The following is a 22,968-nucleotide window of genomic DNA, read 5'->3' as shown; positions in this document are numbered from 1 at the left end:
AAACGACGGTTTATGGATCGCATCAGAATTGTCGGCGGCAACGAGCTGACCGGAACCATCCCGATCTCGGGCGCGAAGAACGCAGCGCTGCCCCTGATGATCGCCTCGCTGCTCACCGACGATACGCTGACCCTCGACAACGTGCCGCACCTGGCCGACGTCGAGCAGCTGATCCGCATCCTCGGCAACCACGGCGTCGACTATGCCGTCAACGGCCGCCGCGAGCGCCAGAGCGAAGGCTATTCGCGCACCATCAGCTTCACCGCGCGCAACATCGTCGACACCACCGCGCCCTACGAACTCGTCTCCAAGATGCGCGCCAGCTTCTGGGTCATCGGCCCGCTGCTCGCCCGCATGGGCGAGGCCAAGGTGTCGCTGCCGGGCGGCTGCGCCATCGGCACGCGCCCGGTCGACCTGTTCATCGAAGGCCTGCAGGCGCTCGGCGCCGACATCGACGTCGACAACGGCTATGTCGTCGCCAAGGCCAAGAACCGGCTCACCGGCAACCGCTACGTCTTCCCCAAGATCTCCGTCGGCGCCACCCATGTGCTGATGATGGCGGCGACGCTTGCCCGCGGCGAGACGGTGCTCGAAAACGCCGCCCGTGAGCCCGAGGTGGTCAACCTCGCCGAGTGCCTCAACGCCATGGGCGCGAAGATCACCGGCGCCGGCACCTCGACGATCACCATCGAAGGCGTCGATTCCCTGTCGGGCGCGCGCCATCGCGTCATCCCCGACCGCATCGAGACCGGCACCTATGCGATGGCGGTCGCCATGACCGGCGGCGACGTGATCCTCGAAGGCGCGCGCGCCGACCTGCTGCAGGGCGCGCTCGACGTGATCGCCCGCACCGGCGCCGAAATCACCGAGACCAACTCCGGCATCCGCGTCATGCGCAACGGCTCGGGCATCTCGCCGGTCGACGTCGTCACCGCGCCCTTCCCCGGCTTCCCGACAGACCTGCAGGCGCAGTTCATGGGCCTGATGACGATGGCGAAGGGCAAGGCCAAGATCACCGAGACGATCTTCGAGAACCGCTTCATGCACGTGCAGGAGCTTGCGCGCCTGGGTGCCCACATCACGCTGTCTGGCCAGACGGCGATCGTAGAGGGCGTTTCCAAGCTCAAGGGCGCGCCGGTCATGGCAACCGACCTGCGCGCCTCGGTGTCGCTGGTCATCGCCGGCCTCGCCGCCGAGGGCGAGACGATGGTCAACCGCGTCTACCACCTCGACCGCGGCTTCGAGCGGCTGGAAGAGAAACTGTCGCGCTGCGGCGCGATCATCGAGCGCATCAGCGGCTGATTTGAGGCAGTAGAGGAGTAGGGCAGTAGGTGACTCCTCCCCTAGTGCCCTACTCCCCTATTCCCCTACTGCCCTCCCCCCGCGGTTGCGCGCTGCATCAAGACCGCCTAACAAGGTAGGAAGCATATAGAGTTTCCCGCGCAGGCAGCCGACCCCAAATGACCCAGCTCAAGCTAGTCGCCCTCGACGAACAGGATCTGGAGATCGTCTCGGCGCATGTGCAGGACGCCGTGGTCAAGGTCGGCGACCTCGAATACCAGGCCTCCACCAAGCGCTTCGCCCTGGAGATGAACCGCTTCGCCTGGGAGACCAGGACGGGCCTGCTGCGCCCCAAATACGAGCGGCGCCGCTCGATCCTGCATTTCGACCGGGTGCTCTCGGCCAAGCTGCACGGCATGTCGCGCGACAAGAAGGACGAGGTGCTGGAACTGCTCGCCATCCGTTTCGCGCCGGCCGAGGAGCCTGTAGGCACCATCGAACTCACCTTCGCGGGCGGGGCTGCGATCCGGCTCGCGGTGGAATGCATCGAAGCGAGGCTGACCGACACCGGCGCTGCCTGGCAAGCCTCCTCCCGCCCCAATCACAATACCTGAGCATTTGCGACCATGGCCATCACGCTTCGCCACTCCGACGCAGACTTCGAGAAGCGGTTCGCGCAGTTCCTGACCACCAAGCGCGAGGTATCGCCCGACGTCGAGGCGACGGTGCGCGCCATCATCGACGACGTGCGGGGCCGCGGCGACGCGGCACTCGTGGACTACTCCAAGAAGTTCGACCGCGCCGACCTCGCCACGCTTGGCACCGCCGTCTCGCGCGCCGACATCGAGCAGGCCTACAGGGACGCCGACCCCGAGACGATCGAAGCGCTCCGCTTCGCCCGCGACCGCATCCGCTCGCACCACGAGCGACAGATGCCGAAGGACGACCGCTACACCGATGCCGTCGGCGTCGAGCTCGGCTCGCGCTGGACGGCGATCGAGGCGGTCGGCCTCTACGTGCCCGGCGGAACGGCGAGCTACCCGAGTTCGGTGCTGATGAATGCGGTGCCCGCCAAGGTCGCCGGCGTCGAGCGCATCGTCATCGTCGTCCCCGCCTCGGGCGGCACGATCAACCCGCTGGTGCTGGTCGCGGCCGACCTCGCCGGCGTGTCCGAGATCTACCGCGTCGGCGGCGCGCAGGCGATCGCAGCACTCGCCTACGGCACCGAGACCATCCGCCCGGTCGCCAAGATCGTTGGCCCCGGCAACGCCTATGTGGCCGCCGCCAAGCGCCAGGTGTTCGGCACCGTCGGCATCGACATGATCGCCGGCCCGTCGGAAGTGCTCGTCGTCGCCGATAGCGACAACGACCCCGACTGGATCGCCGCCGACCTGCTCGCCCAGGCCGAGCACGACGTCTCGGCCCAGTCGATCCTGATCACCGACGACGCCGAGTTCGGCAAGGCGGTGGAAGCGGCCGTCGCGCGCCAGATCAAGCAGCTGCCGCGCGGCGAGACCGCCGCCGCCAGCTGGCGCGATTTCGGCGCCGTCATCGTGGTCGAGAACTTCGACGCGGCCGTCCCGCTCATCGACCGCATCGCGGCCGAACATCTCGAACTCGCCGTCGCCGATCCCGAGGCGCTGCTGCCGCGCATCCGCAACGCTGGCGCGATCTTCGTCGGCAAGCACACGCCCGAGGTCATCGGCGACTATGTCGGCGGCTCCAACCACGTCCTGCCGACGGCGCGCTCGGCGCGCTTCTCGTCGGGGCTGTCGGTGCTCGAATTCGTCAAGCGCAGCTCGATCCTCAAGCTCGGTCCCGACCAGCTGAGGGCGCTCGCACCGGCGGCGATCGCGCTTGCCAGGGCCGAAGGGCTCGAAGCGCATGCGCGCTCCGTCGCCATCAGACTGAACATGTAGGCGGCGATGTCCGACAAGGGCCACGCACGCTCCCGCCTCGTCGACGTCGAGCTCGACGAATCGATCGGCCGCTCGACGCCCGACGTCGAGCATGAACGCGCCGTCGCCATCTTCGACCTGATCGAGGAAAACAGCTTCCACCCGATCAACGACGACGGCCATGGCCCCTACAGGCTGAAGCTGTCGCTGGCCGATTCGCGGCTGGTCTTCGCCATCTCGCGCGAGCATGGCGATCCGGTGGTCACCCACATCCTGTCGCTGACGCCGTTCCGGCGGATCGTGAAGGACTATTTCATGATCTGCGAGAGCTACTACGAGGCCATCCGCTCGTCGACGCCGAGCCAGATCGAGGCGATCGACATGGGCCGGCGCGGCCTCCACAACGAAGGCTCGCAGACGCTGCTCGACCGCCTCGCCGGCAAGATCGAGATCGATTTCGACACCGCCCGGCGCCTGTTCACGCTGATCTGCGTGCTGCACTGGCGCGGATGACGCATGGCGGACGACGCTAAAGGCCCGCGCTCCGTGCTGTTCATGTGCCGCATGAATTCGGTCCGCTCGCCGATGGCCGAGGCGATTGCCCGGCACGGCCTGTCCCCGTCGATCTTCGTGGCGTCGGCCGGCGTTCGCGCCGGCGAGCGCGATCCCTTCGTCGACGCCGTGCTCGCCGAGCAGGGCATGCGCCTTGCCGGGCACCAGCCGCGCACGATCGGCGATCTCGAGGACGACTATTTCGACCTGATCGTGACGCTTGCCCCGGAAGCGCACCATGCCGCCCTCGAGTTCACGCGCTCGATGGCGGTGGACGTCGAGTACTGGCCTACCCCCGACCCGACCGTGGTCACCGGCAGCCGCGACCAGATCATGTCGGCCTACCGCGACGTGCGCGAGCGGCTGAAGGCCAAGTTGGCCGAAAGATTTGTGGTGGGAACGCCGGAAACGGACGCCGATTAAGCGTGTTCACAAAGCGCCGATTATCATATAGGTTCCGCGCAAATTCCGGCCGGGGCGCCGGCAATGCCACCCAAACCAAAGGTATCTAATGCCGAAGGAAGAAGTCCTCGAGTTTCCGGGCACCGTGACGGAATTGTTGCCGAACGCGATGTTCCGGGTCAAGCTTGAAAACGAACACGAAATCATCGCCCACACCGCCGGGCGCATGCGTAAGAATCGCATCCGCGTGCTGACCGGCGACAAGGTCCTCGTCGAAATGACGCCCTACGACCTGACCAAGGGCCGCATCACCTACCGCTTCAAGTAAGCCCGCGCGCGGCCCGCGAGCGGCTCTCCACCTACAGGATTGTGCGTTGAGCGATCTGCAAAAGCTTGTGCTTGCCTCGGGTTCGCCCCGCCGCGTCGAGCTGCTGCAACAGGCCGGCATCGAGCCCGACCGGCTGTTTCCGGCCGATGTCGACGAGCGGCCGATGCGCGCCGAAAACCCGCGCTCGCTGGCCAAGCGGCTGTCGGCAAGCAAGGCGCAGCGCGCCCACAACGTGATCGTCAAGGAACCGGAGCATTCGCCGGGCTTCATCCTCGCCGCCGACACCGTGGTGGCCGTCGGCCGCCGCATCCTGCCCAAGGCGGAGACGATGGACGAGGCGCTGCACTGCCTGCAGCTGCTTTCCGGCCGTTCGCACCGGGTCTATACCGGCCTGGCGCTGGTCACGCCGGCGGGCAAGCTGCGCCAGCGGCTCGTCGAGACGCGCGTGCGCTTCAAGCGCCTGTCGCGCCAGGACATGGACAGCTACCTCGCCTCGGGCGAGTGGCGCGGCAAAGCCGGAGGCTACGCCATCCAGGGCTATGCCGGCACCTTCGTCGTCAAGCTGGTCGGCTCCTACAGCAACGTCGTCGGCCTGCCCCTCTACGAGACGACCTCGCTGCTCTCGGGCGAAGGCTACCAGGTCCAGATGGGCTGGCACGCCGGCAACCACCCGTGACCGTCGATCCCAAGGACAAGGTGACGCCGCTGCGCGCCAAGCGCCCCTGCCCCGAATGCGGCAAGCCCTCGGCGCGGGAGACCTATCCGTTCTGCTCGCCGCGCTGCAAGGCGGTAGACCTCAACCGCTGGTTTTCGGGCGGCTATGCCATCCCCGTGCGCGACGACGAGGAAGAGGATTCCGACCGCGCGGCCGGCTCCGGCGAGGAAGGCTAGCCGGCGTTTCCAGCTTCCGCTGCGGCCTGTGATTTCTTTCGAGAAAAACACGTCGGAGCGGCTGGACAGAGGGAAATCTCGTGCTATAACCCACGCGCTTTCGGGGGTGCAGCGCACCTTCAGGAAGACCGGATCGAGACCCTTGCGGCCTGATCGAGGACAGTTGCCCGGATAGCTCAGTTGGTAGAGCAGCGGATTGAAAATCCGCGTGTCGGTGGTTCGAATCCGCCTCCGGGCACCACTTTTTCCCACAGCAGACTCAAGTGTTCAGCCCACGGCCACGCGCGCGCCGCAGCCCTGGTACCAGGACAGGCGAACCTACCCGGCCACTTCGTAGTTCCCGCCCGTCCCCCCGTAAGACGGTTACCCGGCCTTCAGATAGATGACGCGCATGACCGCGACCTCCGTCCCGGAGTTCGTGGCTCCTTCCTTGGTGCTGCCCTTGGTGCAACTCCACACGTCGCCCGCCTTGGCGACAAAATCCATATCGCCCGCCTTCACTTGCAACTCGCCGTCGGTGATCTGGCAGACCATGTCGTCGGTCATGGCTTCGCCAACGGGAAAGACTGCCGCAGGCTGGAAAACGACGTCGATCATCTCTAGGTTCTTGTACGCGGCGATGACGGACTCCCGCTTGCCGAGTTCCACGATCCTCACTCCCGGGAAAATCTCCTTGCCCTCAGTCGCGCCATAGGCCTTGGCGGCTGCCGGCGTAGCCGAAACGATCAGGGGCGTCGCGGCCACCGTCAGACCCAGTGCAAGTGCGGACCTGCGATTCATCAGTTCCATGGCTTCCTCCTACCTAAATCGCCCACGAAGTAGGCAATCGAGAATCATCGAACTGCAGCCGCCGCCAGTCAATTCGCACTTCCGATGTAGCCTCGTTGGCGCTCGACGTTCACGGTCGAAAGAGAGGCTCCAAGCGTTTCACCTGAGGCCACTCGGACCGCGCGCGTCGCACCGAATGCGGGCCAGCCCCGTTAGGTATCCTGATTGGGTTCGCGGAAATGCTCGCCGGCGGCGATGGTATCGTTCGCCTCATGAGGAGCACAGAGCACAGGCTGCTTTGCAAGCCTGCGCTCAATTGCCATGGCGGGCCAGCTTACAGCCAGCCGCGGCGCTTGAAATACGCATAAGGCACGATGGCCGACAGAACCATCAGCCCCAGCGCCCAAGGATAGCCAAGCGCCCACTTCAACTCCGGCATGATGTCGAAATTCATGCCGTAGATCGACGCCACCAGCGTCGGGGGCAGGAACACGACGGCTGCGACCGAGAAAATCTTGATGATCTGGTTCTGCTCCAGATTGATCAGCCCCAAGGTCGCGTCGAGCAGGAAGTTGATCTTGCCGGACAGGAAGATCGCATGTTCGCCAAGCGACGCGGCATCGCGCTGGATCAGCTTCACGCGCTCCCTGACGTCCTTCGTGGCCTTGCGGGGAGACGAACCGGCTGTCCGGTTGATCTCCACGGCGGTGTGATAGGCGGCCAGCCGGGTCATGCTGATCAGGCTTTCCCGCAGCTTCGTCAGCAGGTCGCCCTTCCGGCCGATCTGCTCGATCAGCGACTGGAGATCGCGCGTCTTCTTCGTCGCGCTCTTGGCCTTGTTGCGGAAGACTTCGCGCGAAATCGCGTCGGCCTCGTCGCCGGTGCGTTCGAGCGCGTCGGCGACCCGGTCGATGAGCGCCTCGACCAGACCGAGCATGATCGCCTCGCCAGTCATGCACTGGCCTGCACTGCCCCGCTGTCCCTTCGCGATGTAGTGAGCGAACGGCTTCGAGTCGACATAGCGGACAGTGACGAGCGTCTGGCCCTTCAGGATGAAGGTGATGGGAGCCTTGATCGGATCGTCACTCTCGATCTCGGTAACGGCCGTCATGGTCATGAACTCGGCGCCATCCTCGTTGTAGAGGCGGTCCGAGAGTTCGATTTCCGCCATCTCGTCCCGCGTCGGGATGGCGATGCCGAGATGCGCCTCGAGGCGCTTGACCTCATCGGCCGAGGCATTGAGGAGGTCGATCCAGAGGGCGTTGGCTGCCTCCGGGTCATCGAAGTCGGGGATCGTCTTGAGACGGCCGTTCTGGCCCGCATAGATGCGCAGCATTGGTGGCTCCTTCTGGCATGCTGTGACGCCGCCCGCGGAGCCCGGAAATCAGGAGCGTCGCGCGACCGGCAATATCGAAGAGGAACTTCGACTGTCGGGGTCCATGGTTATGTCCTGTTGTTGTATGACAGTGGGATGACCGTCGGTTGCGCGATGCGCCATCTTTGCGGCCGTGTCAACACACTTTGGAGCCTTGGCGCTAAGCGGGCGTCGCACCCTCGAACAGGCAGCCGGCGACGGCCGGGTCATCGGCATCGGAAACGGCCAGAACCCGTATGGCCCGCCCGGACCGCCAGGCGTGTATCCCTTCGACCTTGACGTGGGGCGACAGGCTGTCGACACGGACAAGCTTCAGTTCCGGGTCGAGAATGCCAAGCGCTGCGCCGGCGAGCCTGCCGTCGAGGTAAGAGTCGGCCGTGTCCTCGGCGACCGCCGAGATCACGATCGAGCCGTCGTCGAGCGTGCAGGCGTCGGTCACGCTTAGCGGCACTCCTTCGGCGGACGGAAGGCGCAACGGCAAGGCAAAGAGAATGTCGACCACGCCGCCCCGCAGTGCCTGGTCCAGATCGACGGCAACAACGGTGTTGTCCGGTCGCGAGGTGTTGCCCCGGCTGAACAGCAGCAACTGGCTGCCCCGCGCAACCGCACCCTCGATGTTCACCCCATCCACCACGCCCGCGATCGCCTGGAAAAGCGGGGTCATGTCGAGGAGTTGGACCGCCCCCACGCGTCCGCTGGGGTCGAGGCCGATCATCGCGGCACGGCGGCGCCTGTCGGTCGACCCCGAGCCGATCGCCAGAAGCATCGGCTGGCACCCATCCTCTCCGGCCGGCAACCGGAGCAACACTTCGAAATCGGGCTTGGCAGCCTTGCGCAGGGCCGTATCGCGCGGAAGCCGCCCCGGAAGCAGGCGGACCAACTCCCCCGGAACATCACCTTCGACGGGAAAGATCGCGAGACTGAGCTCATCGTCGCCCACGACGTACAGCTTCGATCCGACGGCGACCAGGCCGCTGGCCGCTGACAAGTGCCGGTGGCCCGAAGCACCGGCGCGATTGATGGTCAGGTGACGTCGGAGCTTGAGTTCCATAGGTGCCACATGCATGGGTGCGTCGCTCTAATTGCTATCAGGCAATCGTCCCGGTTCTGCAACGGGTCACGAGCAGCCGGCGGCGCCGTGCACTCTTCCACCCTCGCCGGTTTGGTGAGCTGCCTCCCCCATTCCGATGAATTTACAACCGGACCGGACCGCGCGAGGTTCGCGGATCACCCTGCCGATTGCAGCGCTTGCCCCGACAACATCTGCGGAGGAACTACCATGAGGTCTGCACGTCTCGCCGGTTGGGCCCTTATCGCCCTGGCTTTCGTCTGGAACGCCGGTCCGGCCGTCAATCCCGCCAGCGCCGAGGGGCCCAGCAAGGCCGAACTCGACGCCGCCCGCCAGGCCCTGGAGAAATACCAGGATCCATACGTCGCCGTCCGCGACCTCTATCTCTCGACGGTGGGCTGCGTCTACTACACCGGCGAGAAGATCGAAGGACGGATGGAGTATCCGAAGGGTGCCATGGGCGTCCACTTCGTCAATCTCACCATCAAGGGGCCGCCCGACTTGGCCAAGCCGAATGTGCTGGTCTACGAGCCCGACGGCGGAAAACTGCGCCTCGTCGCGGTCGAGTGGCTGGTCCCGCTCGACGCCGTGAAGGAACGGCCGACGCTGCTGGGCCAGCCCTTCCAGGGGCCGATGGAAGGGCACGAACCTCTGATCCCCAAGGAATTCGCCCACTACGACCTGCATGCCTGGCTGTTCAAGGACAACCCGGAGGGGATGTTCAGCCCGACCAACCCGGACGTGACATGCGAGGGCCATCCCTTCAGTCTGTTGGAACAGCCCACCAAGATGGTGCACGCCCCCTGAGGCAGCGCCCGGTCGCCGCCCCGTGGTGCTGGAACGGCCCGGGCCTTCAGCCTGAGTGCGCGCCGGCGCCCAGTGCCTCGATTTCGGCCTCGGCCAGCAGCGCGCCGTGGTGACCGATGACGGTGGCAGCGACGCGGGCGGCGAATGCGGCGGCGCGGCTTTCGTCGCCGGTTTCGAGGTAGTTGGCCAGGAAGGCACCGTTGAAGCTGTCGCCGGCGCCGGTCGTGTCGACGACCTTTTCCGCCCGCGCGGCGGAGACGAACGATTGCTCGCCGCCGAAGCTCAGGGTGATGCCTTCGGCGCCGTCCTTGACGACGAGCTTCTCGACGCCGAGACCGCAATAGCGTGCGATCGTCGCCTCGACCGAGGCGTCGCCGAAATGCGTCGCCTCGTCCTCGAAGCTCGGCATGACCATGCTGGAGACCGCCGCACCAGCGGAAATGGCGCGCTGCATCCTCTGGGCATCGTCCCATAGGCGCGGGCGGATGTTGGGATCGAAGGCGACGAGCTTGCCGGTAGCCTTGGCACGGCCGATCTCGGCGAGCAGCGTCGCGAGCGCGTCCGGCGCAAGGATCGCAAGCGTGATCCCCGAGAAGAAGACCGTGTCGGACGCATCGATCGCGGCGCGCAAGCCGGCCGGATCGTCGGCGAGCAGGCGCGCAGCCGAAGCCGAGCGCCAGTAGGAGAAGCTGCGCTCGCCGTCCTTGAGATGGATCATGTACAGGCCGGGCGTGCGCTCCGGCACGCGCCTGACGAAGCCGGTGCCGACACCCGTGCCTTCCATGAAGGCGAGCATCTCGTCGGACACGGCATCGGTGCCGACAGCGGTGAAATAGTCCACCTGCCATGCTGCGGGCAGGAAGGCGCCCAAGTAGTAGGCGGTGTTGAAGGTGTCGCCGGCGAACCCCTTGCGCAGTAGGCCGCCCTCGGCCTGCCTGAGTTCGACCATGCATTCCCCGATCAAGAGTGCGCGCGCCATTTGCCCTTCCAAAATGAAGTCGGATCGTGTCGGAATTTCCTAGCCGCGACCGTGAGCCCGGCTTGCGCCATGGCCGTCGTCGTCGACCATGTGGCCGAGGCGGCTCGAAAGGTCGGCCGCGGCGTCCAGCAGCGTCTTCAGGTAGCTCGCATGGTTCTTCAGCCCGTCCTCGCGCGGCGCGACCAGGCAGAGCGTCGCCACGCAGACGCGGTCGGCCTGGTAGACAGGCACGGCGAAGCAGTGGGTGAAGTTCTCGACGGCGCTGTTGAAGGTGTAGTAGCCGACCTTCGCCGCCTCGCGCACTTCGGCGATGAAGGCCGCCGGATCGATCCGCTGGCCGTTGGGCAGGCGGAAATCCTCCTTCGGGATGAAGTCGAGGATCTCCTGGTCGCTCATATGCGAAACCAGCAGCCGGCCCGATGCCGTCCAAGGGATGGCGACCGGATCACCGACATTCGACGAGATGCGGAAGGGCCTCGAGCCCTCCTTCATCTGGGCGACGGTGTATTTGTTGCCTTCGAGCAGGCACATCTGCGCCGTCTCGCGCGTCTCCTCGGCGATGTGGGTGAGCAGCTTGTCGCATTCGCGCATCAGGTCGAACTGCTCGGCATAGGCCATGCCGAGGAAATAGAGCTTGCGGCCGAGGAACACGCGGCCATCGTCGCCGCGATATTCAAGGATGCCCTGCCGCATCAGCAGGTTGACCAGCTCATAGACGGAGGATCGCGGCGCACCGATGCCCGACGCGATCTCGTTGGGGCGCAAGGGCGTGCGCTTGAGACGCAGGAAGTTCAGGATCTCGAAGGCGCGGTCTAGACCGCGCGCCCGCCTGCTTGTCATGTCGTCCTGTGCGTCTTCCATGCGCCGCCTCCTCGGCGGATTTGCTGATGAATCCGGTGTCGACTCACGGCGCCTTATAGGCGACGCAGTCGATCTCGACCTTGCAATCGACCATCATACTCGACTGCACGCAAGCGCGCGCCGGCGGATGGTCGCCGAAATACCCGGCGTAGACGCCGTTGAAGGACCAGAAGTCGCGCGGGTCGTCGAGCCATACGCCGACACGCACGACGTGTTCCAGCCCATAGCCCGCGTCCTTGAGGATGGCGATGACGTTTTCCATCGTCCTGTGCGTCTCTGGGATGATGCCGCCGCCGACGATCTCGCCGTTCTCCATGGCGACCTGGCCGGACACGTAGAGCCAGCCATTGGCCTCGACGGCACGGGCGAACGGCAGGGGTTGCTTGCCTGCCCCGGTCTGGCCGGTGCCGTAGCGCTTGATCGTCATGTCTATTCTCCGAATGCTAGTTGAAAGTAGAGGTCTTGAGGAACTCGGCCAGCCGCTCGGTCTGCGGCCTGACGAACATCTCGCGCGGATTGCCCTCCTCGCCGATGCGCCCCTGGTTCATGAAGATGACGCGCGACGACACTTCGTAGGCGAAGCGCATCTCGTGGGTGACGAGCAGCATGCTCATGCCGTCGCGGGCGAGGTCCTTGATGACCTGCAGCACCTCGTTGACCAGTTCGGGGTCGAGCGCCGAGGTGACCTCGTCGAACAGCATCAGCTTGGGGTTCATTGCGATCGCACGCGCGATCGCCACGCGCTGCTGCTGGCCGCCGGAGAGCTGGCCCGGAAAACGGTCGCGGCGCTCGGCCAGGCCGACGCGGTCGAGCCACTTCTCGGCGACGCTGCGCGCCTCGTCGCGGGCCATGCCCTTGACCTTGACCAGACCGAGCATGACGTTCTGCGCCGCCGTCATGTGCGGGAACAGGTTGAACTGCTGGAAGGCCATGCCGGTCATCGCGCGCTGGCGGGCGATTTCCTTTTCCTTCTTGCGGCGGCGCACTCCACCCGCGGTCTCGTAGCCGATCTCCTCGCCGTCGATGCGGATCGAGCCACCCTGGAATTCCTCCAGCATGTTGATGCAGCGAAGCATGGTCGTCTTGCCCGAGCCGGACGAGCCGATGATGGAGATGACATCGCCCTGGCGCATCGTGCAGTCGACGCCCTTGAGGACTTCGACCTCGCCGTAGCGCTTGTGCAGGTCGCGGATTTCGAGAAGGTTGCCGGTCATGGATGCGGCCTCACGAGGGGATCGAGGTCTTGCGTTCGACGTAACGGCCGAAGCGCTCGATGCCATAGTTGATGACGAAGTAGAGGAAGCCCGCGAAGAGATAGAATTCGAGGCTCATGAAGGTGCGCGAGATCAGCTCCTGCGTCCTGAGCAGGAGCTCGGCCACGCCGATGATCGACAGCAGCGTCGAGGCCTTGACCATCTCGGCCGCCGTGTTGACCCAGGCGGGCAGCACCTGGCGCAGCGCCTGTGGCCCGAGCACATAGGCGAAGGTCTGCGGGAAGGTCAGGCCGATCGCCTTGGCGGCCTCGGTCTGGCCCTTGGGGATCGACTGCAGCGCGCCGCGGACGATCTCGCCGACATGCGACGAGCAGAACACCGCGAGCGCCAGCACGCCGGCCTGGAACGGCCCGAGGTCGATGCCGATGGTGCCGAGCACGTAGTAGCTCGCGAGAACCAGCACCAGCACGGGCGTGCCGCGGATGAAGTCGGTGTAGCCGCGCACCAGCCAGCGCACGGGACCCTTGCCGTAGGTCAGCGCCAGGCCCACGCCGATGCCGAGCACGGTGCCGACGAGGATCGCCAGCAGCGAGATGGAGACGGTGACGCCGAGGCCCTTCAGGATGGGCATGCGCGCCAGCCACAGGGTTTCGAGGAATGCGACGAGTTCCATGTCGGTCACCTCGGGATGGACATGCGCTTCTCGAGCCGGCGCAGGAGTGCGGCCAGCACGGAGCAGGTGGCGACGTAGAGACAGCTCGCCACGATCCAGGTCTCGATGACGCGGAAGGTCTCGACGTTGATCTTGCGTGCTTCGAAGGTGAGTTCCGGCACGGCGATTGCCGCGGCCAGCGAGGTGTCCTTGAACAGCGAGATCATGGTGCTCGACAGCGACGGCAGCACGTTGCGCAGCATCAGCGGGATAACGATGGAGTTGCGGATCTGTGCCTGCGTCAGGCCAATGGCAAGGCCGGCTTCCCTGAGCCCGCTGGGCACGGCCAAAAGGCCGCCGCGGAAGACCTCGGCGAGGTAGGCGCCGGAGTAGATCGACAATGTCGCGACGAAGCTTTCGATCTTGCCTAGGCGCAGGCCCAGCTGCGGCAGGGCGAAGAAGGTGAACAGCACCAGCACCAGGATCGGCGTGTTGCGGATGATGGTGACGTAGATACGCGCCGGGTGGCGCAGCAGGCCACGCTTCGACAACAGGCCGAAGGCGGTGACGAGGCCGATCACGCAGCCGATGGCGATCGCCACGAAGGCGAGCGCCAGGCTAAGCGCGAGCCCCTCGAGCAACAGGTCGAAGCTGCGCCAGACCGCCGAGAAGTTGAGGGTGTAACCCATGGTGCCGTCCGAGTGAGAGATGTGGCGCGGCCGAGCTCAGGCCAGGGGCCGCGCCACTTTTGGCGAGTTTACTTGTACTCGACCGGGAAGCCGATCTGCGGCGGAGCGAGTTCCTTGCCGAACCAGGTCTTGTAGGAATTGGCGTAGAAGTCGAACTCGACGCCGGTCATCGCCTCGTGCAGCGCGGTGTTGACGAAGTTCAGCCAGTCCTGGTCGCCGCGCTTGACGCCGCAGGCATAGGTCTGCGGGTTCCAGCCGTAGCCGCCGTCCTTGTAGCGGTCCGGGTTCTGCTTCATGTACCAGGCCAGCGACGACTGGTCGGTGGCGGCGGCATCGGCGCGGCCCGATTCCAGCGCCTGGTAGATCAGGTCGACGGATTCGTACTGGTCGACCTTGGCCTCCGGCAGGGCGGCGTGCACCATGGCCTCGGCATAGACGTTCTGCAGCACCGAGACGGTCACGCCCGAGCCGGCGGCCTTGAGCGCGGCATAGTCGGCATACTGGCTGTCGGCCTTGAGCATCAGGCCGACGCCCTCGCGGTAATAGGGAATGGTGAAGGCGATCTGCTGGGCGCGCTCGCCGGTCACCGTCATGAACTGGCAGGTCAGGTCGACTTTGTCGGTGGTGATGTTCGGGATGCGGGCATCCGACGACTGGTTGACGTATTCGATCTTGTCCGGGTCGCCGAACAGCGCCTTGGCGACGATGCGGCCCATGTCGACGTCGAAGCCCTGCAGCTTGTCGTCGGCGCTCTTGAAATGCCAGGGCGCGTTGGTGCTGCCCGTGCCCATGATCAGGCGGCCGCGCGCCAGAACCTCATCGAGCTTGCTCTGCTTTTCCTGTGCGCCGGCAGGCAGTGCCGCCATCAGCGCGAGCGCGGCGACGGCCGCGGAAAGTGCGATCTTCATCTCGCCGTTCCTCCCAAAAGAGTTCCCTAAAACAATGTCCATTATTGTGGACATGTGTCCTGAATAATGGATTGACGTATAAAGCGGCACGCGGCATTGTTTGTCAAGCGGTTCGCGGGCAAGGTCCGCGGCGCTCGTGATTTGGAGGCTGATCAGGCATGTTCGACGAGATCCAGACGCCCGCCGTGCTGGTGGACATCGACGTGGCGAAGCGGAACATCGAGCGCTTCCAGGCCTATGCCGACAGCCACGGGCTCAAGGTCCGCCCGCACATCAAGACGCACAAGCTGCCGGCCATTGCAGAAATGCAGCTCGACGCGGGCGCGGTCGGCATCACCTGCCAGAAGGTCTCGGAAGCCGAGGCCATGGTCGCCGGCAGCGACAGGCTGAATGACGTGCTCATCACCTACAACATCCTGGGCGACGACAAGCTGCACGCGCTCGTGGCGCTTGCCCGCAAGGTCAGGCTGGCCGTGGTCGCCGACAATGAGACCGTGATCGACGGGCTGTCCGCCGCCTTCGCCCAGGCCGGCGCCACGCTCAACGTCTTCGTCGAATGCAACACCGGCGCCGACCGCTGCGGCACAGGCACGCCGCAGGAGGCAGCCGCGCTCGCCGCCCGCATTCATGCCGCCCCGGGCCTGCGTTTCGCCGGGCTGATGACCTACCCGCCTGTCGGCGGCGCAGCGAAGGTGCAAGCCTTCATGGCCGAGGCCAAGGCGCTGGTCGAGGCCAGGGGCATTGCGGTTCCCGTCATCACCTCGGGCGGTTCGCCCGACATGATGCTGGCGCATCTGGTGCCTGCCACGACCGAGTTCCGCCCTGGCACCTACGTCTACAACGACCGCTCGCTGGTCGCCCGCGGCGTCACCACCTGGGACGACTGCGCGCTGACGGTGCTCGCCACCGTCGTCTCGGTGCCCGCGCCCGACCGCGCCATCATCGACGCCGGCTCAAAGACGCTGACCTCCGACCTGCTCGGGCTTACCGGCCACGGCCATGTGCTCGGCCGCCCCGACATTGCGATCGACCAGCTGTCGGAGGAGCACGGCCGCCTGCGCAGCGAAGGCGACATCGGCCTCGAGGTCGGCCAGCGCCTGCGCATCGTGCCCAACCACGCCTGCGTCGTCACCAACATGGTCGACGGCGTCTATGTCTACGGCAAGGACAAGGCGCCGGAACTGTGGCCGGTGCCGGCGCGCGGCAAGATCGTCTGAGGCTCAGCCGAGCGCCTTTATCATGCGCAGCAGCGGCACGGGAGCGCCGCCCCGGTCATCGCTGACGAGGTCGACCGCCTCATAGCCGCAGGCACGGTAAAGCGGCACGCCGGCCATGGTCGCCATGAGCTCCATGCGGCCGAACCCTTCGGCCCGGGCCGCGTCTTCGCACAGCGTCATGATCAGCGTGCCGACACCTCGGCGCGCGAAGCCGGGATCGGTGTACATGGCGCGGATGCGCGCCGGCTCCTTTGCCGGGTCCAGCAAATGGGCATCGCGCCCGGATGTGTGATCGCTGCCATAGAGTGTGGCACGACGGCTCCAGCCGCCGCATCCTGCAATGGCGTCGCCGAAGAGGATGACGAAATAAGTGCCGTCATCCACGAGTTGCGTGTCGAGCCCCATGATAGCCCGGCTCGACTCGATCTGCTCGGGGTTCAGGAAGGGCTTCTGCAGCTCAACTATCGCCGCATCCATGATCCCTTTCAGGACCGGCAGGTCGTCACGCGTCGCCAACCGATGCGTCAAGGCGGGTTCCGTCATGGAAACCTCCCCAGCCGCGCCCGGAACGGCCGGGCGCCCGGCAAGCCGCCATCATACGCCGGTTTTCACGGCGGATTAACCGCGTGCCGCCGAAATCAGCGAACGACCAGCACCGGTACCTTGCTGTGGGTCAGCACCTCGACTGTCTGGCTGCCGAGGATCAGCCGCCCCAGTCCGCGGCGGCCGTGCGAGGCCATGACGATGAGGTCGCAGCCCCTGTCCTGGGCGATCTGGTTGATCGCCTCGGCCGCCCACATCTCCTCGACATGCAGCGTCTCGGCTTTGACGCCGAGCTTGTCGGCATCCGCCTTGGCGGCCTTCAGCACCTTTGCACCATATTCCTCGCCGGCCTTGTGGTAGGAGACGATGTCCTCGGCGGTCGCCACCGGGCCGTACATACCGGCGGATGCAAAGATCGGCGCCGGCTCGGTGACGTTCAGGATCGTCACCTTGCTGCCGAGCCCCTTGGCCAGCTTCAGCCCGTGCTCGAGCCCCTTCTGCGCCAGTTCGGAACCGTCGGTGGCGATGAGGATGTGGGTGTACATGGGCTGTCTCCTTGGCGCAGCGGATTTCGGCGCCAGCCTCACCCGGCAGGCGCCGCTTGGTCAAGGTCGCGCGCGCAGCTGCGGGTACAGGCCGCACCCGAAAGCACGCCGATTGATGCCAACCGGCTGGTCAGTTCCGGCAGATTTCGGCCGGCAGGCCTTCAGGGGATCGGCTTGCCTCGGCCCCGACGGAAAAGACGGCGCATTCCAGCGTGTTCGCCATCTTCTCGCCGTCGATGTCGAAGGCCATGGCGCTGTCGCCGTCGCGGAAGACCTGGTGGCTCAGGACCCATTCCAGCTGCGCCCTGACGATCGCCGGGTCGAGCCCGGACGACCGCCTGAGCACGGCGCGCACGCCAAGCTCTGGATCCGTCAGGCAGTCGCGCCACGCCTGCCGCGTTATCGACCGCAGCTTGCCGGCCAGCATGGGGTCGCGTTCCAGCACCGAATCGAGCGCGACCAGGGCGCTCGAATAGATGTCCAGTCCATGGTCGGCGAAGTAGAGGAACTGCAAGCCGCTGCTGTCGTAGCCGCGCATCTGCATGGCGAACTTCAGCGTCGCGTCGAAGCAGGTCGCGGCAAGCACGGCCCGCGTGGCAACCAGCCTGTCGCGCTCCTCCGGCTGCACGCCAAGATAGCTGTAGTCGTCGGTTGCATAGCCGTTCTTGGCGAGCAGCAGCGGCAACAGCCGCGCCGACGTGTCGCCATTGGGACCGCACAGGGTGCTGCCAGACACGTCGGCGAGTGTGAGCGGTTTGCCATCCGGGAGATAGCCCAGGCAGCATGGCGAATGTTCGTAGACCGGCAGCAGGCAGGTGATTTCCTGCTTGCCGCTGCGCAGGGCGCGTTCGAACACCGAGGACACGTCGCCGAAACCGATGTCGGCGGCGCCTTCCGCCAGGGCGCGCGTCACCTGCGAGGAGCTGAACCCTTCGACGAAGCTGCAGTCGAGCCCTTGGTCGGCAAAATAGCCGGCGTCCGCGGCGTGCAGGAACGGCGAGTTCTGGCCCTGGTAGAGATGGTTGAGTTTGAAGCGCAGGTCCATTTTCGCAAAAATCCCGGACTTTGGAATATGCCGCTCTTGAGAAACAGATTCTCCGGAAAGTATCCTAACGGTGGAGGCTCCCGTCCTTGGTAGCCCCCCGGGTTTGCGATATAACCACCCCACCCGGTTTTCAAGCTGGCCACCAAAGGAGAGATCATGGGATTCGTGCGGACGGCGCTGCTGGCCATCATCGCGGCTTTCGGCATTAGCGCAGCGGGCGCGCAGGACTTCAAGTCCGCCCTCGTCAACGCCGACACGATCACGGTCGGCACCTCGGGTTCGGCCCCGCCCTTCAGCATGACGAGCGCCACGGGCGAGCTCGAGGGCTTCGACATCGACGTCGTCAACCTGATCGCCAAGCAGCTCGGCGTCACCGCCAAGTTCGAGAAGCTCGACTTCGCCGGCCTGCTGCCGGGTCTGACTGCCGGCCGCTTCGACATCATCGCCTCGGGCGTCACCCGCACGCCGGAGCGGCTGGCCTCGAAGGACTTCTTCCTGCTCTCGCCCTACATCGTCAACGGCGTCGCCGTTACCCGCCGCGAGGCCGACAGCGGCATCGCCGGCTGGAAGGACGTCTGCGGCAAGACCATGGGCGCGGTGCGCGGCGGCACCTTCCAGAAGGTCGCCAAGGAGAAGCTGCCGGCCGGCTGCGTCACCGAAAGCCGCGAATATCCCGGCGCGACGGAGCTGTTCCTCGACCTCGAAAACCGCCGCATCGACTTCGCCGCCCACGACTTCCTCGGGCCGAAATACCTCGCCAAGTCGGGCAAGCTGGCCGGCGCGGTCACCCTCGACGACCTGCTCTCGACGATCACCCAGAGCGTTGCCGTCAACAACAAGAACAAGCCGCTGGCCGACGCCATCGACGCCCAGTTCGAGACTTGGCGCAAGGACGGCACCCTGCAGGGCCTCGCCGACAAGTGGTTCGGCGCTTCGATCGACTGGTCGAAGGCGCAATAACCAGCCTTCCGGGAGGGGCGGCCGGACATGGAAATAGCGATTGCCTGGCTGCCGCGGTTGCTCACCGCGGCAGTGCTCACGATTGCGCTGTCGGCAGTGGTGTTCACATTGTCGGCGGTGTTCGGGCTGCTGCTGTCGCTCGTCCACTACGGCCGTGAAAAATCGCTCCTGCGCCGCGGCATCGAGGCATTCAGCGCCTTCTTCCGCTCGGTGCCGGAACTCGTGGTGCTGTTCCTGTTCTTCTTCGGCGGGCCGCAGATCGGCGTCGACTTCGGCCCCGTCGGCTCGACCATCATCGCGTTTGCGCTGGTCGGCATCGCCTTCGACTACCAGGTGTTCAAGGGCGCGCTGAAGGCCATTCCCTTCGGCCAGTATGAGGCCGGCCTCGCACTCGGCCTGCCAAAGTCAGTGGTGTTCCTGCGCGTGCTCGTCCCGCAGATCCTGCCGCTCGCGCGCAAGGGCTGGATCACCTATGCCATCGGCACGGTCAAGCGCATGTCCATCGCCTCGGCGGTCTCGGTCAGCGAGATCCTCTACGTCACCAAGCAGGGCATCGCCGCCACCAACGCGCCCTTCACCTTCCTGACGCTCGCCGTCGGCCTCTACATCCTGATCGTCACGCCGCTGCTCGTCTTCAACGAGCGCAAGCCCAGGCAGGCGGTGGCGCGATGAACATCCTGCTCGACCCCACCTACCAGCAGATGCTGTTCGACGGGCTGGTGATGACGCTGATCATCTCGGTCGTCGTCATCGTCGTTTCGAACATCCTGGTGCTACCGCTGGCTATCTACATGCAGCGGCCCAAGGGCGTGTTTCGGGGCGTCATCGTCGGCTACAGCTTCTTTGCCCGCGCCGCCCCGGTGCTGGCGCTGCTGTTTGCGCTCTACTACGGCCTGCCGCGGCTCGGCATCTATCTCGAGCCGGTGCCGTCGGCGCTAATCGGCCTGATCTTCGCCTCGACCGCCTACAATCTCGAATTCCTGCGCTCCGGCTTCGAGAGCATCCCCGCCGGCCAGTTGGACGCGGCCAAGGCGCTCGGCCTCCGGCCGTTCGCGACCTACTGGAAGGTGATGATCCCGCAGGCCTACCGGCTCGCCGCACCTTCGCTGTTCTCCAACGCCATCCAGATGGTCAAGGGCAGCTCGCTTGCCAGCCTCGTCGCCATCGACGAGCTGACGGCGGCCTCGACCGTCATCATTTCCGAGACCTACAAGGCGATCGAGGTGCTGCTCGTCGTGTCGGTGTTCTACCTGCTGATCGCGGCCGTCATCATCGCCCTGCAATACGCCTACGAATCCCGCCAGACCTTCGGCCGCCGCTAGCGCGGCACTGATTGGAGCAATTCCGGACGGAAGCCCGCTTCACAGTTTTCCTGGAATTGCCGGTCAGCCCTTGTAGACCAGCCCCTCGGGATCGATCTCCGGCTTGCGGCCCGCCACCAGGTCGGCGAGGAACTTGCCGGAGCCGCAGGCCATGGTCCAGCCGACATGGCCGTGGCCGGTGTCGAGATAGAGCCCCTTGTAGCGGGCCGGGCCGATGACCGGCACCGAGCCAGGCATCATCGGACGCAATCCAGCCCAGACCTCGGCCTTGGCCGGATCGAAGGCGCCGGGGAACAGCTCCTTGCCGGTCTCGAACAGCCGAGTGAAATCGGACGGCTTGTGGCTGCGGTCGAAGCCGGTGAACTCCGCCGTCGAAGCCATCCTGAGGCGATCGCCGAGGCGCGAATAGGCGACCAGCCGGTCCTCGTCGACGCCGCCCATGGTCGGCCCCCTGGACGGGTCCTCCATCGTCACCGTCGCAGTGTAGCCCTTCACCGGATAGACCGGCAGGTCGATGCCGTTGCGCCGGCCGATGAGCCCGCTCTCCGGCCCCATGGCGATCACCACCGCGTCGGCGTTCAGCTTGCCGGCGGAGGTCTTCACGCCGGTGACGCGATCGCCTTCGACGATCAGGTCCTCGACCGTCGTGTCGAACATGAACTTCGCGCCCAGCTTCTGTTCGGCATGGGCGGCGAGCGCCTCGACGAACAGGCGGGAATCGCCGGTCTGGTCCATCGGCGAGAACACGGCGCCGGCGATGCCATCCTTGGCGGCGGCAAGCCCCGGCTCGAGTTCGGCCATGCGGTTGCGGTCGACGACCTCGATGTCCAGCCCGTGCTCGGCCAGGAAGCCATACATCGCAGCACCGTGCTCCAGGCTCCGCTGCGAGCGGAAGAAATACATGATGCCGCGGGCGCGCTGGTCGTAGCCGATGCCGGTCTCGGACGCGATCTCGTTGATGCAGAGGCGCGAATAGAGCGCCAGCCTGAGCTTCGCCTTGGTGTTCTCGCGCACCCGCGCATTGGTGCACTGGAGCAGGAAGCGGAAGCTCCAGGCGTAGAAATAGGGATCGAGCCCGAGCCGCACCTTGATGCCGAGGTCGGGCGTGTAGAGCGACTTGATGAAGGTCTTCAGCGCCGCGGGCGAGGCCCAGGCGGTGGCGTCGCCGGGCGAAACCAGGCCGGCATTCGAATAGCTGGTGCCCCGCGCGGCCTGCGCATGGCGTTCGACGACAGTCACCTCATGACCGTCGCGGGCCAGGTAGTAGGCGGCGGCCGTTCCGACCACGCCCGCGCCGAGAACCAGGATCTTCATTCCGTACCTTGATTGACACCGGGCTCTGACCGGGAACCCATGACCGCCGGGAACTCAGTTCCGCGGGTGCACGACTAGCGCTTCCTCCCCCGAATTTCGAGGGAGGAAGGGCAAGATTCCACTAAGCCAGCGCCAGGCCGGCCGGCGTCAGGCCGAGTTCTTGCGGGTCAGCAGGCTTTCCCAGTTGAGCGCGTCGCGCACGATGCCGTCGAGATCGTCACGGGCGGGCGTCCAGCCGAGCTCCTTGCGCGCAAGGTCGGCGTTCGCCACCACCGAGGCCGCGTCGCCCGGGCGGCGGGGGCCGGTCTCGACGGCGAAGTCCGCGCCGTGCACGCGCCGTACGCTGTCGATCACCTCGAGCACCGAATAGCCGTGGCCGTAGCCGCAATTGGCGACGAGGTTGCCGCCGCCGGCGCGCAGCCGCTGCAAGGCCAGCCGGTGCGCCGCGGCCAGGTCGGAGACGTGGATGTAGTCGCGCACGCAGGTGCCGTCCGGCGTCGCATAGTCGGTGCCGAAGACCTGCATCGACGCCCGCTTGCCGAGCGCGGTCTCGGAAGCCACCTTGATCAGATGCGTGGCGCCCTTGGTCGACTGGCCGGTGCGGCCCTTGGGATCGGCGCCGGCAACGTTGAAATAGCGCAGTGCCGTGTAGCGCAGCGGATGCGCGGCGGCCGCGTCGCGCAGCATCCATTCGCTCATCAGCTTGGACAGGCCATAGGGCGACTCGGGTGCAAGTCGCGCGTCCTCGCGCACCGGCTCTACTCCGGCCGCGCCATAGACGGCAGCGGTCGAGGAAAAGATGAAGTGCGGCACGCCCTCGCGCACCGCGGTCTCGATCAGGCTGCGCGTCTTGCAGGTGTTGTTCTCGTAGTAGCCGAGCGGGTCGGCGACCGATTCCGGCACCACGATGGACCCGGCGAAATGGATGATGGCGTCGACGCCGTTCTCCCGGATCAGCTTGCCGACGAGCTCGCTGTCGGCGACATCGCCCCTGACGAGCTTGGCCTCCGGCGCCACCGCCCAGTCGAAGCCGGTCGAGAGCCGGTCCAGCACGACGACCTGTTCTCCGGCGTCGAGCAGTTCCCAGACCATATGGCTGCCGATATAGCCCGCGCCGCCCGTCACCAATACCGCCATCTATGCCTCCATATGCCGACTCGTGAGCCTCCTCTGTAGCGCGAAAGGTTCGTCAAATACGAGGCATGTCCGAACACAATCGATGAACGCGGGCAATGCGGGCCGGATCGCTGCCACGCGCTTGATCTGCATCAACGACGCCGCCGGCGCCGGATGGTCTTTGACATGCGTCGAGGGCGTGGCATTTTGACCGGTATCGGTCGATGGACGC

Annotated in this window: 28 protein-coding genes and 1 tRNA gene; 14 read left to right on the top strand and 15 right to left on the bottom strand. The window is 65.9% G+C overall.

The window, feature by feature from the left end:
* Nucleotides 1-12 precede the first annotated feature (12 nt).
* From murA to AmiPiv_RS05645, 9 genes are all read left to right on the top strand, one after another.
* Nucleotides 13-1,302 carry a UDP-N-acetylglucosamine 1-carboxyvinyltransferase gene (gene murA, locus AmiPiv_RS05685; RefSeq protein WP_340036343.1) on the top strand — a complete coding sequence of 430 codons (1,290 nt, stop codon included), beginning with the start codon at nt 13-15 and terminating at the stop codon, nt 1,300-1,302.
* Nucleotides 1,303-1,460: 158 nt separating this feature from the next.
* Nucleotides 1,461-1,895, top strand: a complete 435-nt coding sequence (locus AmiPiv_RS05680) for a DUF2948 family protein (protein ID WP_340036342.1) — start codon at nt 1,461-1,463, stop codon at nt 1,893-1,895.
* Between the two features lie 12 nt (nt 1,896-1,907).
* The gene (gene hisD / locus AmiPiv_RS05675) at nt 1,908-3,200 is read left to right on the top strand and encodes a histidinol dehydrogenase (protein ID WP_340036341.1); all 1,293 of its coding nucleotides are present in this window, start codon (nt 1,908-1,910) and stop codon (nt 3,198-3,200) included.
* Nucleotides 3,201-3,206: 6 nt separating this feature from the next.
* Nucleotides 3,207-3,692 (top strand): UPF0262 family protein, encoded by a 486-nt coding sequence (locus AmiPiv_RS05670; protein ID WP_340036340.1) that lies wholly within the window; start codon nt 3,207-3,209, stop codon nt 3,690-3,692.
* 3 nt (nt 3,693-3,695) lie between these two features.
* Nucleotides 3,696-4,154, top strand: coding sequence for an arsenate-mycothiol transferase ArsC (locus AmiPiv_RS05665; RefSeq protein WP_340036339.1), 459 nt, complete (start codon nt 3,696-3,698; stop codon nt 4,152-4,154).
* Nucleotides 4,155-4,242: 88 nt separating this feature from the next.
* Nucleotides 4,243-4,461 (top strand): translation initiation factor IF-1, encoded by a 219-nt coding sequence (gene infA, locus AmiPiv_RS05660; RefSeq protein ID WP_019172992.1) that lies wholly within the window; start codon nt 4,243-4,245, stop codon nt 4,459-4,461.
* Between the two features lie 46 nt (nt 4,462-4,507).
* Nucleotides 4,508-5,137: a Maf-like protein gene (locus tag AmiPiv_RS05655; protein ID WP_340036338.1), complete on the top strand. Its 630-nt coding sequence runs from the start codon at nt 4,508-4,510 to the stop codon at nt 5,135-5,137.
* Entirely contained in the window at nt 5,134-5,352 is a 219-nt protein-coding gene (gene yacG / locus AmiPiv_RS05650) for a DNA gyrase inhibitor YacG (protein WP_340036337.1), read from the top strand. Before AmiPiv_RS05655 ends, yacG begins: the two co-directional genes overlap by 4 nt.
* A gap of 165 nt (nt 5,353-5,517) precedes the next feature.
* Nucleotides 5,518-5,593 (top strand) — tRNA-Phe (locus AmiPiv_RS05645).
* Nucleotides 5,594-5,715: 122 nt separating this feature from the next.
* Here the strand turns inward: AmiPiv_RS05645 and AmiPiv_RS05640 are convergent.
* The 3 genes from AmiPiv_RS05640 to AmiPiv_RS05630 form a co-directional block, all read right to left on the bottom strand.
* Nucleotides 5,716-6,141 carry a hypothetical protein gene (locus AmiPiv_RS05640; RefSeq protein WP_340036336.1) on the bottom strand — a complete coding sequence of 142 codons (426 nt, stop codon included), beginning with the start codon at nt 6,139-6,141 and terminating at the stop codon, nt 5,716-5,718.
* Nucleotides 6,142-6,454: 313 nt separating this feature from the next.
* Complete coding sequence (locus AmiPiv_RS05635; protein ID WP_340036335.1) at nt 6,455-7,456, bottom strand: magnesium transporter CorA family protein; 1,002 nt, start codon at nt 7,454-7,456, stop codon at nt 6,455-6,457.
* 199 nt (nt 7,457-7,655) lie between these two features.
* Nucleotides 7,656-8,546 carry a DUF6929 family protein gene (locus tag AmiPiv_RS05630; protein ID WP_340036333.1) on the bottom strand — a complete coding sequence of 297 codons (891 nt, stop codon included), beginning with the start codon at nt 8,544-8,546 and terminating at the stop codon, nt 7,656-7,658.
* 228 nt (nt 8,547-8,774) lie between these two features.
* Here AmiPiv_RS05630 and AmiPiv_RS05625 point away from each other — a divergent pair, with 228 nt between their 5' ends.
* On the top strand, nt 8,775-9,371 hold the full coding sequence (locus tag AmiPiv_RS05625; RefSeq protein WP_340036332.1) for a hypothetical protein: 597 nt from the start codon (nt 8,775-8,777) through the stop codon (nt 9,369-9,371).
* 46 nt (nt 9,372-9,417) lie between these two features.
* Here the strand turns inward: AmiPiv_RS05625 and AmiPiv_RS05620 are convergent, their stop codons facing one another.
* The 7 genes from AmiPiv_RS05620 to AmiPiv_RS05590 all read right to left on the bottom strand — a co-directional run bounded on the left by AmiPiv_RS05620 (nt 9,418) and on the right by AmiPiv_RS05590 (nt 14,674).
* Nucleotides 9,418-10,350 (bottom strand): sugar kinase, encoded by a 933-nt coding sequence (locus tag AmiPiv_RS05620; RefSeq protein ID WP_340036331.1) that lies wholly within the window; start codon nt 10,348-10,350, stop codon nt 9,418-9,420.
* 39 nt (nt 10,351-10,389) lie between these two features.
* Nucleotides 10,390-11,211, bottom strand: a complete 822-nt coding sequence (locus AmiPiv_RS05615) for an IclR family transcriptional regulator (RefSeq protein ID WP_340036330.1) — start codon at nt 11,209-11,211, stop codon at nt 10,390-10,392.
* Between the two features lie 43 nt (nt 11,212-11,254).
* Nucleotides 11,255-11,638, bottom strand: coding sequence for a RidA family protein (locus tag AmiPiv_RS05610; protein WP_340036329.1), 384 nt, complete (start codon nt 11,636-11,638; stop codon nt 11,255-11,257).
* 16 nt (nt 11,639-11,654) lie between these two features.
* Complete coding sequence (locus AmiPiv_RS05605; RefSeq protein ID WP_340036328.1) at nt 11,655-12,425, bottom strand: amino acid ABC transporter ATP-binding protein; 771 nt, start codon at nt 12,423-12,425, stop codon at nt 11,655-11,657.
* 10 nt (nt 12,426-12,435) lie between these two features.
* Nucleotides 12,436-13,098: an amino acid ABC transporter permease gene (locus tag AmiPiv_RS05600; RefSeq protein WP_340036327.1), complete on the bottom strand. Its 663-nt coding sequence runs from the start codon at nt 13,096-13,098 to the stop codon at nt 12,436-12,438.
* Between the two features lie 5 nt (nt 13,099-13,103).
* On the bottom strand, nt 13,104-13,766 hold the full coding sequence (locus AmiPiv_RS05595) for an amino acid ABC transporter permease (protein WP_340036326.1): 663 nt from the start codon (nt 13,764-13,766) through the stop codon (nt 13,104-13,106).
* A gap of 68 nt (nt 13,767-13,834) precedes the next feature.
* Nucleotides 13,835-14,674, bottom strand: a complete 840-nt coding sequence (locus AmiPiv_RS05590) for a transporter substrate-binding domain-containing protein (RefSeq protein ID WP_340036325.1) — start codon at nt 14,672-14,674, stop codon at nt 13,835-13,837.
* A gap of 158 nt (nt 14,675-14,832) precedes the next feature.
* Here AmiPiv_RS05590 and AmiPiv_RS05585 point away from each other — a divergent pair, with 158 nt between their 5' ends.
* Nucleotides 14,833-15,891 carry a D-TA family PLP-dependent enzyme gene (locus tag AmiPiv_RS05585; protein ID WP_340036324.1) on the top strand — a complete coding sequence of 353 codons (1,059 nt, stop codon included), beginning with the start codon at nt 14,833-14,835 and terminating at the stop codon, nt 15,889-15,891.
* A 3-nt stretch (nt 15,892-15,894) separates the two neighbouring features.
* Here the strand turns inward: AmiPiv_RS05585 and AmiPiv_RS05580 are convergent, their stop codons facing one another.
* The 3 genes from AmiPiv_RS05580 to AmiPiv_RS05570 form a co-directional block, all read right to left on the bottom strand.
* On the bottom strand, nt 15,895-16,434 hold the full coding sequence (locus AmiPiv_RS05580) for a GNAT family N-acetyltransferase (RefSeq protein WP_340036323.1): 540 nt from the start codon (nt 16,432-16,434) through the stop codon (nt 15,895-15,897).
* 95 nt (nt 16,435-16,529) lie between these two features.
* On the bottom strand, nt 16,530-16,979 hold the full coding sequence (locus AmiPiv_RS05575) for a universal stress protein (protein WP_340036322.1): 450 nt from the start codon (nt 16,977-16,979) through the stop codon (nt 16,530-16,532).
* Between the two features lie 130 nt (nt 16,980-17,109).
* Nucleotides 17,110-18,024, bottom strand: coding sequence for an ABC transporter substrate-binding protein (locus AmiPiv_RS05570; RefSeq protein ID WP_340036321.1), 915 nt, complete (start codon nt 18,022-18,024; stop codon nt 17,110-17,112).
* 156 nt (nt 18,025-18,180) lie between these two features.
* Between AmiPiv_RS05570 and AmiPiv_RS05565 the strand changes: the two genes are divergently transcribed.
* From AmiPiv_RS05565 to AmiPiv_RS05555, 3 genes are read left to right on the top strand one after another with little or no spacing between them, the layout of a single operon-like run.
* Complete coding sequence (locus AmiPiv_RS05565) at nt 18,181-18,984, top strand: substrate-binding periplasmic protein (protein WP_340036320.1); 804 nt, start codon at nt 18,181-18,183, stop codon at nt 18,982-18,984.
* A 27-nt stretch (nt 18,985-19,011) separates the two neighbouring features.
* Complete coding sequence (locus AmiPiv_RS05560) at nt 19,012-19,656, top strand: ABC transporter permease subunit (RefSeq protein ID WP_340036319.1); 645 nt, start codon at nt 19,012-19,014, stop codon at nt 19,654-19,656.
* Nucleotides 19,653-20,306 carry an amino acid ABC transporter permease gene (locus AmiPiv_RS05555; protein ID WP_340036318.1) on the top strand — a complete coding sequence of 218 codons (654 nt, stop codon included), beginning with the start codon at nt 19,653-19,655 and terminating at the stop codon, nt 20,304-20,306. Before AmiPiv_RS05560 ends, AmiPiv_RS05555 begins: the two co-directional genes overlap by 4 nt.
* A gap of 63 nt (nt 20,307-20,369) precedes the next feature.
* On the opposite strand, the gene AmiPiv_RS05550 is transcribed toward AmiPiv_RS05555, so the two are convergent.
* Nucleotides 20,370-21,620: a D-amino acid dehydrogenase gene (locus AmiPiv_RS05550; RefSeq protein ID WP_340036317.1), complete on the bottom strand. Its 1,251-nt coding sequence runs from the start codon at nt 21,618-21,620 to the stop codon at nt 20,370-20,372.
* 147 nt (nt 21,621-21,767) lie between these two features.
* Complete coding sequence (gene galE, locus AmiPiv_RS05545; RefSeq protein ID WP_340036316.1) at nt 21,768-22,757, bottom strand: UDP-glucose 4-epimerase GalE; 990 nt, start codon at nt 22,755-22,757, stop codon at nt 21,768-21,770.
* Nucleotides 22,758-22,968 lie beyond the last annotated feature (211 nt).

It is taken from the genome of Aminobacter sp. Piv2-1 (assembly GCF_037625995.1).
In the GTDB taxonomy this organism is placed as follows: domain Bacteria; phylum Pseudomonadota; class Alphaproteobacteria; order Rhizobiales; family Rhizobiaceae; genus Aminobacter.
Note: the sequence above shows the minus strand (reverse complement) of the source record. Positions and strands in the feature narration are given on the sequence as shown.

Excerpts from the sequence above, each read along its gene's own strand:
- AmiPiv_RS05595 (WP_340036326.1), bottom strand. The coding sequence starts at position 13,766 with ATGGGTTACACCCTCAACTTCTCGGCGGTCTGGCGCAGCTTCGACCTG.
- AmiPiv_RS05605 (WP_340036328.1), bottom strand. The coding sequence starts at position 12,425 with ATGACCGGCAACCTTCTCGAAATCCGCGACCTGCACAAGCGCTACGGC.
- AmiPiv_RS05630 (WP_340036333.1), bottom strand. The coding sequence starts at position 8,546 with ATGGAACTCAAGCTCCGACGTCACCTGACCATCAATCGCGCCGGTGCT.
- AmiPiv_RS05555 (WP_340036318.1), top strand. The coding sequence starts at position 19,653 with ATGAACATCCTGCTCGACCCCACCTACCAGCAGATGCTGTTCGACGGG.
- AmiPiv_RS05585 (WP_340036324.1), top strand. The coding sequence starts at position 14,833 with ATGTTCGACGAGATCCAGACGCCCGCCGTGCTGGTGGACATCGACGTG.
- AmiPiv_RS05610 (WP_340036329.1), bottom strand. The coding sequence starts at position 11,638 with ATGACGATCAAGCGCTACGGCACCGGCCAGACCGGGGCAGGCAAGCAA.
- AmiPiv_RS05680 (WP_340036342.1), top strand. The coding sequence starts at position 1,461 with ATGACCCAGCTCAAGCTAGTCGCCCTCGACGAACAGGATCTGGAGATC.
- AmiPiv_RS05625 (WP_340036332.1), top strand. The coding sequence starts at position 8,775 with ATGAGGTCTGCACGTCTCGCCGGTTGGGCCCTTATCGCCCTGGCTTTC.
- murA (WP_340036343.1), top strand. The coding sequence starts at position 13 with ATGGATCGCATCAGAATTGTCGGCGGCAACGAGCTGACCGGAACCATC.
- AmiPiv_RS05570 (WP_340036321.1), bottom strand. The coding sequence starts at position 18,024 with ATGGACCTGCGCTTCAAACTCAACCATCTCTACCAGGGCCAGAACTCG.
- AmiPiv_RS05575 (WP_340036322.1), bottom strand. The coding sequence starts at position 16,979 with ATGTACACCCACATCCTCATCGCCACCGACGGTTCCGAACTGGCGCAG.
- AmiPiv_RS05670 (WP_340036340.1), top strand. The coding sequence starts at position 3,207 with ATGTCCGACAAGGGCCACGCACGCTCCCGCCTCGTCGACGTCGAGCTC.
- AmiPiv_RS05600 (WP_340036327.1), bottom strand. The coding sequence starts at position 13,098 with ATGGAACTCGTCGCATTCCTCGAAACCCTGTGGCTGGCGCGCATGCCC.
- AmiPiv_RS05560 (WP_340036319.1), top strand. The coding sequence starts at position 19,012 with ATGGAAATAGCGATTGCCTGGCTGCCGCGGTTGCTCACCGCGGCAGTG.
- AmiPiv_RS05590 (WP_340036325.1), bottom strand. The coding sequence starts at position 14,674 with ATGAAGATCGCACTTTCCGCGGCCGTCGCCGCGCTCGCGCTGATGGCG.
- AmiPiv_RS05580 (WP_340036323.1), bottom strand. The coding sequence starts at position 16,434 with ATGACGGAACCCGCCTTGACGCATCGGTTGGCGACGCGTGACGACCTG.
- AmiPiv_RS05615 (WP_340036330.1), bottom strand. The coding sequence starts at position 11,211 with ATGGAAGACGCACAGGACGACATGACAAGCAGGCGGGCGCGCGGTCTA.
- AmiPiv_RS05620 (WP_340036331.1), bottom strand. The coding sequence starts at position 10,350 with ATGGCGCGCGCACTCTTGATCGGGGAATGCATGGTCGAACTCAGGCAG.
- AmiPiv_RS05635 (WP_340036335.1), bottom strand. The coding sequence starts at position 7,456 with ATGCTGCGCATCTATGCGGGCCAGAACGGCCGTCTCAAGACGATCCCC.
- AmiPiv_RS05565 (WP_340036320.1), top strand. The coding sequence starts at position 18,181 with ATGGGATTCGTGCGGACGGCGCTGCTGGCCATCATCGCGGCTTTCGGC.
- infA (WP_019172992.1), top strand. The coding sequence starts at position 4,243 with ATGCCGAAGGAAGAAGTCCTCGAGTTTCCGGGCACCGTGACGGAATTG.
- AmiPiv_RS05665 (WP_340036339.1), top strand. The coding sequence starts at position 3,696 with ATGGCGGACGACGCTAAAGGCCCGCGCTCCGTGCTGTTCATGTGCCGC.
- AmiPiv_RS05640 (WP_340036336.1), bottom strand. The coding sequence starts at position 6,141 with ATGGAACTGATGAATCGCAGGTCCGCACTTGCACTGGGTCTGACGGTG.
- hisD (WP_340036341.1), top strand. The coding sequence starts at position 1,908 with ATGGCCATCACGCTTCGCCACTCCGACGCAGACTTCGAGAAGCGGTTC.
- AmiPiv_RS05550 (WP_340036317.1), bottom strand. The coding sequence starts at position 21,620 with ATGAAGATCCTGGTTCTCGGCGCGGGCGTGGTCGGAACGGCCGCCGCC.
- galE (WP_340036316.1), bottom strand. The coding sequence starts at position 22,757 with ATGGCGGTATTGGTGACGGGCGGCGCGGGCTATATCGGCAGCCATATG.